The 6847-nt window shown below is 67.9% G+C and carries 9 protein-coding genes; 8 read left to right on the top strand and 1 reads right to left on the bottom strand.

The window, feature by feature from the left end; all coding sequences use genetic code 11:
* The 5 genes from M3C25_RS12845 to purM form a co-directional block, all read left to right on the top strand.
* A partial coding sequence (locus M3C25_RS12845) for an aldehyde dehydrogenase family protein (RefSeq protein ID WP_259857155.1) occupies positions 1-369 on the top strand: 369 nt, incomplete at its 5' end.
* A 309-nt stretch (positions 370-678) separates the two neighbouring features.
* Positions 679-1248 carry an EamA family transporter gene (locus M3C25_RS12840; protein WP_259857153.1) on the top strand — a complete coding sequence of 190 codons (570 nt, stop codon included), beginning with the start codon at positions 679-681 and terminating at the stop codon, positions 1246-1248.
* Positions 1249-1339: 91 nt separating this feature from the next.
* On the top strand, positions 1340-1738 hold the full coding sequence (locus tag M3C25_RS12835; protein WP_259857151.1) for a hypothetical protein: 399 nt from the start codon (positions 1340-1342) through the stop codon (positions 1736-1738).
* A gap of 4 nt (positions 1739-1742) precedes the next feature.
* Complete coding sequence (gene purF / locus M3C25_RS12830; RefSeq protein WP_259857149.1) at positions 1743-3227, top strand: amidophosphoribosyltransferase; 1485 nt, start codon at positions 1743-1745, stop codon at positions 3225-3227.
* Positions 3227-4330, top strand: coding sequence for a phosphoribosylformylglycinamidine cyclo-ligase (gene purM, locus M3C25_RS12825; RefSeq protein WP_259857147.1), 1104 nt, complete (start codon positions 3227-3229; stop codon positions 4328-4330). The genes purF and purM overlap by 1 nt, the downstream gene beginning before the upstream one ends.
* Before the next feature lie 74 nt (positions 4331-4404).
* On the opposite strand, the gene M3C25_RS12820 is transcribed toward purM, so the two are convergent.
* Positions 4405-4620, bottom strand: a complete 216-nt coding sequence (locus tag M3C25_RS12820) for a DUF3073 domain-containing protein (protein ID WP_102162091.1) — start codon at positions 4618-4620, stop codon at positions 4405-4407.
* A gap of 233 nt (positions 4621-4853) precedes the next feature.
* Between M3C25_RS12820 and M3C25_RS12815 the strand changes: the two genes are divergently transcribed.
* The 3 genes from M3C25_RS12815 to M3C25_RS12805 form a co-directional block, all read left to right on the top strand.
* The gene (locus M3C25_RS12815) at positions 4854-5672 is read left to right on the top strand and encodes a DUF8083 family protein (protein ID WP_259857146.1); all 819 of its coding nucleotides are present in this window, start codon (positions 4854-4856) and stop codon (positions 5670-5672) included.
* Between the two features lie 141 nt (positions 5673-5813).
* Positions 5814-6347 carry an SRPBCC domain-containing protein gene (locus tag M3C25_RS12810; RefSeq protein WP_259794664.1) on the top strand — a complete coding sequence of 178 codons (534 nt, stop codon included), beginning with the start codon at positions 5814-5816 and terminating at the stop codon, positions 6345-6347.
* Positions 6340-6847, top strand: a 508-nt coding sequence (locus tag M3C25_RS12805) for a TetR/AcrR family transcriptional regulator (protein ID WP_259857144.1), incomplete at its 3' end; no start/stop codon positions are given. The genes M3C25_RS12810 and M3C25_RS12805, both read left to right, overlap by 8 nt.

Below are 6847 nucleotides of genomic sequence, written 5' to 3'. Positions count from 1 at the left end.
GGCACGGAGGGCGCCTTCTTCGCCCCGACGATCGTCGCCGATGTCGAGGCCGACTCCGAGATCTGGCAGGAGGAGGTGTTCGGGCCCGTCGTCGTCTCCCGCAGCTTCGACTCCGACGAGCAGGCGATCGCCGAAGCCAACGGCACCGACTACGGCCTCGTCTCCGCCGTGTGGACACAGAACCTCTCACGCGCCCACCGGATGGCCGCAGAGATCGAAGCCGGCCAGGTGTTCGTCAACACCTACGGCGCCGGCGGCGGCGTCGAACTGCCCTTCGGCGGCTTCAAGAAGTCCGGGTACGGCCGCGAGAAGTCGATCGAGGCCTTCGATGAGTACACGCAGACGAAGACCGTCGTCATGAAGATTTGACCCTCGCTGCTCTCGGGCTGGTGCTCACCGCCAGCCTCGCCCACGCTCTCTGGAACGCCGCAGCCAAGACCGTGCGCGGACACGGCTACACGTTCGTCTTCGCCTATCAGCTCCGCCGTCCTGCTGCTGCCTGTCGGCATCGCGATCATCGCCCAGCAGCCGGGGCTCATCGGCTGGCCGCTGCTCGGCGTCGCCGTCGTCTCCGGTGTGCTGCACATCGCCTACTCGGTGACCCTGCAGATCGGCTAAGACCGGGCTGACCTGGGCGTCGTCTACCCCGTCGCCCGCGGCACCGGCCCGGTACTCACGATGATCATCGCGCTCGCGATGCTCGGCGAGCGGCCCGGCTGGCCGGGAATCCTCGGCGGGCTCCTCATCGTCACCGGCATCGCCGTCGTCACTGTGCCCGGGCGTCCCGCCGCCGGGGTGACGGACAGACGGGAGAGCGGCCGCCCGCTGGTCGCCGGGCTGTTCTGGGGCGGGCTGACCGGCACGCTCATCGCCGGGTACACCCTGTGGGATCACCACGTCGTGACGACGACCGAGTATCCGCCGCTGCTGTACTTCGCGCTCAGCACCACGGTCAACGCCGTCGTCATGGCACCGCGGGCCATGTGCCGTCCGGCCGAGCTGCGTGCGATGGCCGTCAGCGACAAGCGCGCCGTCTCAGTCGTCGCCGTGCTCAGTCCGCTGGCCTACATCCTCGTGCTCATCGCCATGCAGCAGGCGCCAGTCTCCCTGGTCGCCCCGCTGCGGGAGACCTCGATCATCATCGGCGTGCTGCTGGCCTGGTGGCTGTTCGACGAACGCGACCTCGGCAGACGGCTGGCCGGTGCTGCGATCGTCATCAGCGGCGTTGGGCTCATCGCTCTGGCGTGAGCGGAAATCGCGGCATGCAGGGCCGGTGAACTAGACTGTTGGGCGCACACCAGCAGGCCGCCGCCTGCCACCACGGCAACCAAGGGAGCCCATGAACGACGACACGATCGACGTCTCGGTCCGCCGCAGCCCCAAGTACTCGGCGTTCATCATCCTCGGCGTCATCCTCGGCATGATCGCAGGCGGTATCCTGTCCTTTCTGCCCGTCGACATGGCCGGCGTCGAGGTCGAGGTGACCCAGGCCTCGGCGACGTGGATGCTCATGGTCTTCGTCGGCACCATCGGCGGCTTCCTCGGCGCCGTCGCCGCCCTCATTCTCGACCGCATCAGCCTGCGCCGTGCCCGCACCTACACTGTGCCCGCCGCACATGACCCCGCACCCGAGGCAGCAGACACCGAGGCGGCCGAGGTCGAGGCGCCCGAGGTCGAGACCGCTGCCGAACAGCCCTCCGAACCCGGCCGGGCGGGGGAGACGGATGTGAGAGAATAGCGGCGTGACACGCGTGAACGCAGCCTCCAGCGACGATTTCGACCTCGCCGACCAGGGCCCGCAGGACGAATGCGGTGTCTTCGGCGTCTGGGCCCCCGGCGAGGAGGTCGCCAAGCTCACCTACTTCGGCCTCTACGCCCTCCAACACCGCGGCCAGGAATCGGCCGGCATCGCCGCCAGCAACGGCAAGCAGATCCTCATCTACCGCGATATGGGACTGGTCTCCCAGGTCTTCGACGAAAGCGACCTCGACACCCTGCCCGGCCACATCGCCGTCGGCCATACCCGCTACTCCACCACCGGGGTCTCGTCCTGGGAGAACGCCCAGCCCACTCTCGGGCCCACCCCGTTCGGCACCGTCGCACTGGCTCACAACGGCAACCTGACGAACTTCGCCGACCTGCAGGAAATGGCCGATGAGAAGGCCGCCGCCCGTGACGAGACGGTCAAGGCCGCCACCCAGAAACCGGCCCGCACCCGGTCCGGGCGCGACTCCTCGAACGACACGTCACTCGTCACCGAACTGCTCGCCTCGTCGGCGGCTGAGAACCTCACTGCCGCCGCCCGGGAGCTCATGCCCAGACTCGACGGCGCCTTCTCCCTCGTCTTCATGGACGAGCACACCCTGTATGCCGCCCGGGACCGCCACGGCGTGCGCCCGCTGGCCCTCGGCCGCCTCGAGCGCGGCTGGGTCGTCGCCAGCGAGACCGCAGCCCTCGACATCGTCGGCGCCTCTTTCGTCCGCGAGATCGAACCCGGCGAACTCATCGCCATCGACGAGGACGGGCTGCGCTCCTATCGGTGGGCCGAACCCGAACAGGCCCGCTGCGTCTTCGAATACGTCTACCTCGCCCGGCCCGACAGCGTGCTCCACGGCAAGACCGTGCACGCCGCCCGCACCGAGATGGGCCGCCAGCTCGCCCGCGAATACCCCGTCGACGCCGACCTCGTCATCGCCACACCCGAATCGGGCACCCCAGCCGCCGTCGGCTACGCCGAGGAATCCGGCATCCCCTTCGGGCAGGGACTGATGAAGAACGCCTATGTCGGCCGCACCTTCATCCAGCCCTCCCAGACGCTGCGCCAGCTCGGCATCAGACTCAAGCTCAACCCGCTCAAGGAGAACATCGCCGGCCGCCGGCTCGTCGTCGTCGACGACTCGATCGTGCGCGGCAACACTCAGCGGGCCCTTGTGCGGATGCTGCGCGAGGCAGGGGCGAAGGAGATCCACATCCGGATCTCCTCCCCGCCGGTCAAATGGCCGTGCTTCTACGGCATCGACTTCGCCACCCGCGCTGAGCTCATCGCCAACGGCCTCAACACCGAGGAGATCTGCCAGTCCCTCGGTGCCGACTCACTGGGCTATATCTCACTCGACGGCATGATCACCGCCACCCAGCAGCGCGAAGCCGAACTGTGCACCGCCTGCTTCTCCGGCAACTACCCCATCACCGTGCCCGACATCGCGGCAGCTGAAAGAGGATGCTGATGACTCAGGACCACCAGAGCCCCGAAGCCACCACCTACGCCTCCGCCGGCGTCGACGTCGAAGCCGGGGATCGGGCCGTCGAGCTGATGAAGTCCGCAGTCGCCGCCACCCACAACGACCGGGTCGTTGGCGGATTCGGCGGCTTTGCCGGCTTGTTCGACGCTACCTGGCTCAAGGACTACCGTCGGCCCTACCTCGCCACCTCCACCGATGGCGTCGGCACCAAGGTCGCGATCGCCCAGGCCCTCGACATCCACGACACCATCGGCTACGACCTCGTCGGCATGGTCGTCGACGACATCATCGTCTGCGGCGCGCGCCCGCTGTTCATGACCGACTACATCGCCTGCGGCAAGGTCGTGCCCGAACGCATCGCCGACATCGTCCGCGGCATCGCCGAAGCCTGTGCGTCTGCCGGTGTCGCACTCGTCGGCGGCGAGACCGCCGAGCACCCCGGCCTGCTCGGCGTCGACGAATACGATGTCGCCGGAGCGACCACCGGGGCTGTGGAAGCCGATGACCTGCTCGGGCCCGAACGCGTCAACACCGGTGATGTGCTCATCGGGCTTCCCGCCTCCGGCCTGCACTCCAACGGCTACTCGCTCGTCCGCCGCATCATCGCCGACACCGGCTGGGCCCTCGACCGCGAGGTGCCCGAGTTCTCCCGCACCCTCGGCGAGGAGATCCTCACGCCCACCCGCGTGTACTCCGGCGATCTCGCAGCGATCCTCGACGCCCGGCCCGGCGCCGTCCACGCGATGTCGCACGTCACCGGGGGCGGTCTGTCCGCCAACGTCGCCCGCGTCATCCCACCCGGCACGCTGGCGCGCATGCACCGGTCCAGCTGGGAGGTCCCGGCCGTCTTCGACGTCCTCGGAGACCTCGGCCAGGTTCCGCAGGCCGACCGCGAACGCACCTGGAACCTCGGCGTCGGCATGGTCCTGGCTGTCGATCCGGCCGCTGCCGAGGCGCTGCTCGCCGCGCTGCCCGGCTCGTGGCTGCTCGGCGAGGTCAGCGATGACGACGGCACCTATGCCTCCGACCCGTACTACGTGCAGGGTGCCAAAGGTGTCGACGGGGGCGCGGCGATCCTGCTCGACTGAGCCGGCCAGGCGAGAACCGCCTCGGGAACGGCGAAGGGCCCCGCCTTCCGGCAGGGCCCTGACGCAATCAGCGCTCAGTGGGAGCGGTCGTCGCTGTCCTCATCGTCAGCGTACTTATCGGCATAATCGGAGTAATCCGGATCATCATAGTCCGCGTAGTCATCGGAGTCATCAGACGTCGACGCACCCCCGAGCTCTCGCTGGAGCGCACTCAGGTCCGTCTCCGGGCTGTAGTACTTCAGCTTACGGGCAACCTTGATCTGCTTCGCCTTTGCGCGGCCGCGACCCACAGGCGTCGACCCCCTCCTGGTCAGACCCAGGGCTGCTGGCTGTCGGCCCCGGGATTCTCCGGTTGTCTGTGCTTCGAATCCTACCCCGCCGCCACAGAGGTGTCATGTCACCTCAGGCGAGCGTGGCAATACTGGACACCATTATGAGACAGTCCCGAGCAAAAGGCGAATGAGTCCAGAAGAGCCCGGGCCCGAGGCGGAGGCGAACCGGGTGTGAACGATAGAGTGAGCACATGGGTTACGAGCGCAGCTATGTCATCTCCCTGCGGGTGTTCGAGCCGTTGGTCGTGCACGAGGAGTTCGCCGACTACCCTGTCAGTGCGAACCGGGAGACCATCGAGCGACTCGTCGCCGAGGACGCCGACGACCGGCTCATCAGCCTGCCCCCGGACCCTGTCGCCGACTCCTACCGCGGCACCCCGCTGTTCCTCACCGGCGCGGAGACCGGCGACAGCTTCGACCGCGTCTGCCCCGTCCAGGACGACATCCGCTCCTGGCATGCCCTCGATGCGCTCATGGAGGCCCATCCGCGCACCGAGCTCGACATGTTCGTGCCCAAGGCCGCCCGGCGCCGGGCGGCCAGCCACCGGGTCGAATGGATGCAGGACGACCCGGACACCCGCGTGTTCACCCGCACCTCGGCGTGGGATGTCTCACCGGTGTGGTGGCTGGCGATCGACTCGGACAACGATCGTGTCATCAGCACCGACACCGACGACGGCAGCTTCCGGATCCGCATCCGCACCCCGATCGTCACCGCCGCCGCCCGCGTCGAGTGGGCTCATGACGTGATGGACGCGAAGTCCCGGCTGCGCACCGTTGTCGAATCGACTGAGGCATTCGGCGACTGGCTCGATGACTTCGATATGAACGCGATGCTCGAACTCGACCTCGGTGGTATGAGCGAGGTGCTGTGGCCGGACACCGGCGCTGCGCACGTCACCGACTGGATCGACTGCCTCGACACCGACGACACCGAGGGCGCGATCCGCGCTTTCAACCGCTACACCCGCCAATGGGAGATGATCGGCCTTTACGCCCGCAGCAGCTGAGGCACGGCTCGGTTGCTGACGGGTTTGCAGGGCGACCGGACTCAAAACGACATAGCATTGCCCAGGGTTCCGCCAACCGCTAGGCTAACACTGTTAGCCGCTGCTGGCTGGCGGTTCACCTCACTGATCGGAGTCCTCATCATGACCGTCGCCCGCACCATCGCCGTCTGCCTGTCCATCCCCGTCATCCTGGCCGCCGGCCTCTTCGCCTACAGCCGCCTCAACCCGGTCATGGTCGTCGCCGTCACCGAACTCGACGCCTCACCCAATGAGCTGTGGGCAGTGCTGGCCGACACTGAGCGCTACCGCGAATGGAATCCCTCGATCATCGAAAGCTCCGGCACCGTCGCCGCTGGAGAGAAGCTGCGCAACGTCGTCGTCTTCGGCGAAGGCACGATGACCTTCACGCCTACGGTCCTGACTGCCGAACCCGGCCGCGAGCTCACCTGGGCCGGGCGGATGTGGGTGCCGGGGCTGGTCGATGCTGAGCACTCGTTCCGGCTCGAAGCGCTGCCTGGCGGCGGCACCCGGCTGACGCAGCAGGAGACGTTCACTGGTGTGGTCGCACCGTTCATGGCATCGATGCGTGCTGACCTCGAAGCCGACTTCGCCGAGGTCAACGCGGCCATCGGGCAGCGGGCTGTCGACCTGCGGCAGACTGGTGCCCATGACTGAGATGCCGATCGAACTTCCGGCGCGCAGCCGGCGCCAAGCCGAGATCCTCGCCGTTGCACGCCGCCGCGTTGAGGCCGAAGGCTGGGATGCGCTGAGCATGCGCACGCTGGCAGCCGAGCTCGGGATCCGGGCGCCGTCACTGTACAAGCATTTGCCGAGCAAGGATGCGGTGCGCACCCAGCTGCTCATCGATGCCTTCGCCCAGATGGGGCAGGCATGCTGGCATGCGATCGAGACCGAAGCCTCGGTCCCCGCGCTGCTGCGGGCCTACCGCGCCACCGCTGCTGAGTCGCCGGAGCTCTACCGGCTGGCGACGACCGGGCCGCTCGACCGGGGTGCGCTGCCCGAAGGTTTGGAGGAGTGGTCGGGTCAGCCGTTCTTCGCCGTCATCGGTGATCCGGTGATTGCGCAGGCACTGTGGGCGGCCGCCCACGGGCTCACGATCCTCGAACTCGACGGGCGGCTGCCGCCTGGCAGTGATGTTGAGGCCGCGTGGGAGG

The organism is Brevibacterium luteolum (assembly GCF_025147615.1).
Lineage (GTDB): Bacteria > Actinomycetota > Actinomycetes > Actinomycetales > Brevibacteriaceae > Brevibacterium > Brevibacterium luteolum.
Note: the sequence above shows the minus strand (reverse complement) of the source record. Positions and strands in the feature narration are given on the sequence as shown.

Coding starts and splice junctions, on each gene's coding strand:
- M3C25_RS12840 (WP_259857153.1), top strand. CDS start 679: ATGATCATCGCGCTCGCGATGCTCGGCGAGCGGCCCGGCTGGCCGGGA.
- M3C25_RS12835 (WP_259857151.1), top strand. CDS start 1,340: ATGAACGACGACACGATCGACGTCTCGGTCCGCCGCAGCCCCAAGTAC.
- purM (WP_259857147.1), top strand. CDS start 3,227: ATGACTCAGGACCACCAGAGCCCCGAAGCCACCACCTACGCCTCCGCC.
- M3C25_RS12815 (WP_259857146.1), top strand. CDS start 4,854: ATGGGTTACGAGCGCAGCTATGTCATCTCCCTGCGGGTGTTCGAGCCG.
- M3C25_RS12810 (WP_259794664.1), top strand. CDS start 5,814: ATGACCGTCGCCCGCACCATCGCCGTCTGCCTGTCCATCCCCGTCATC.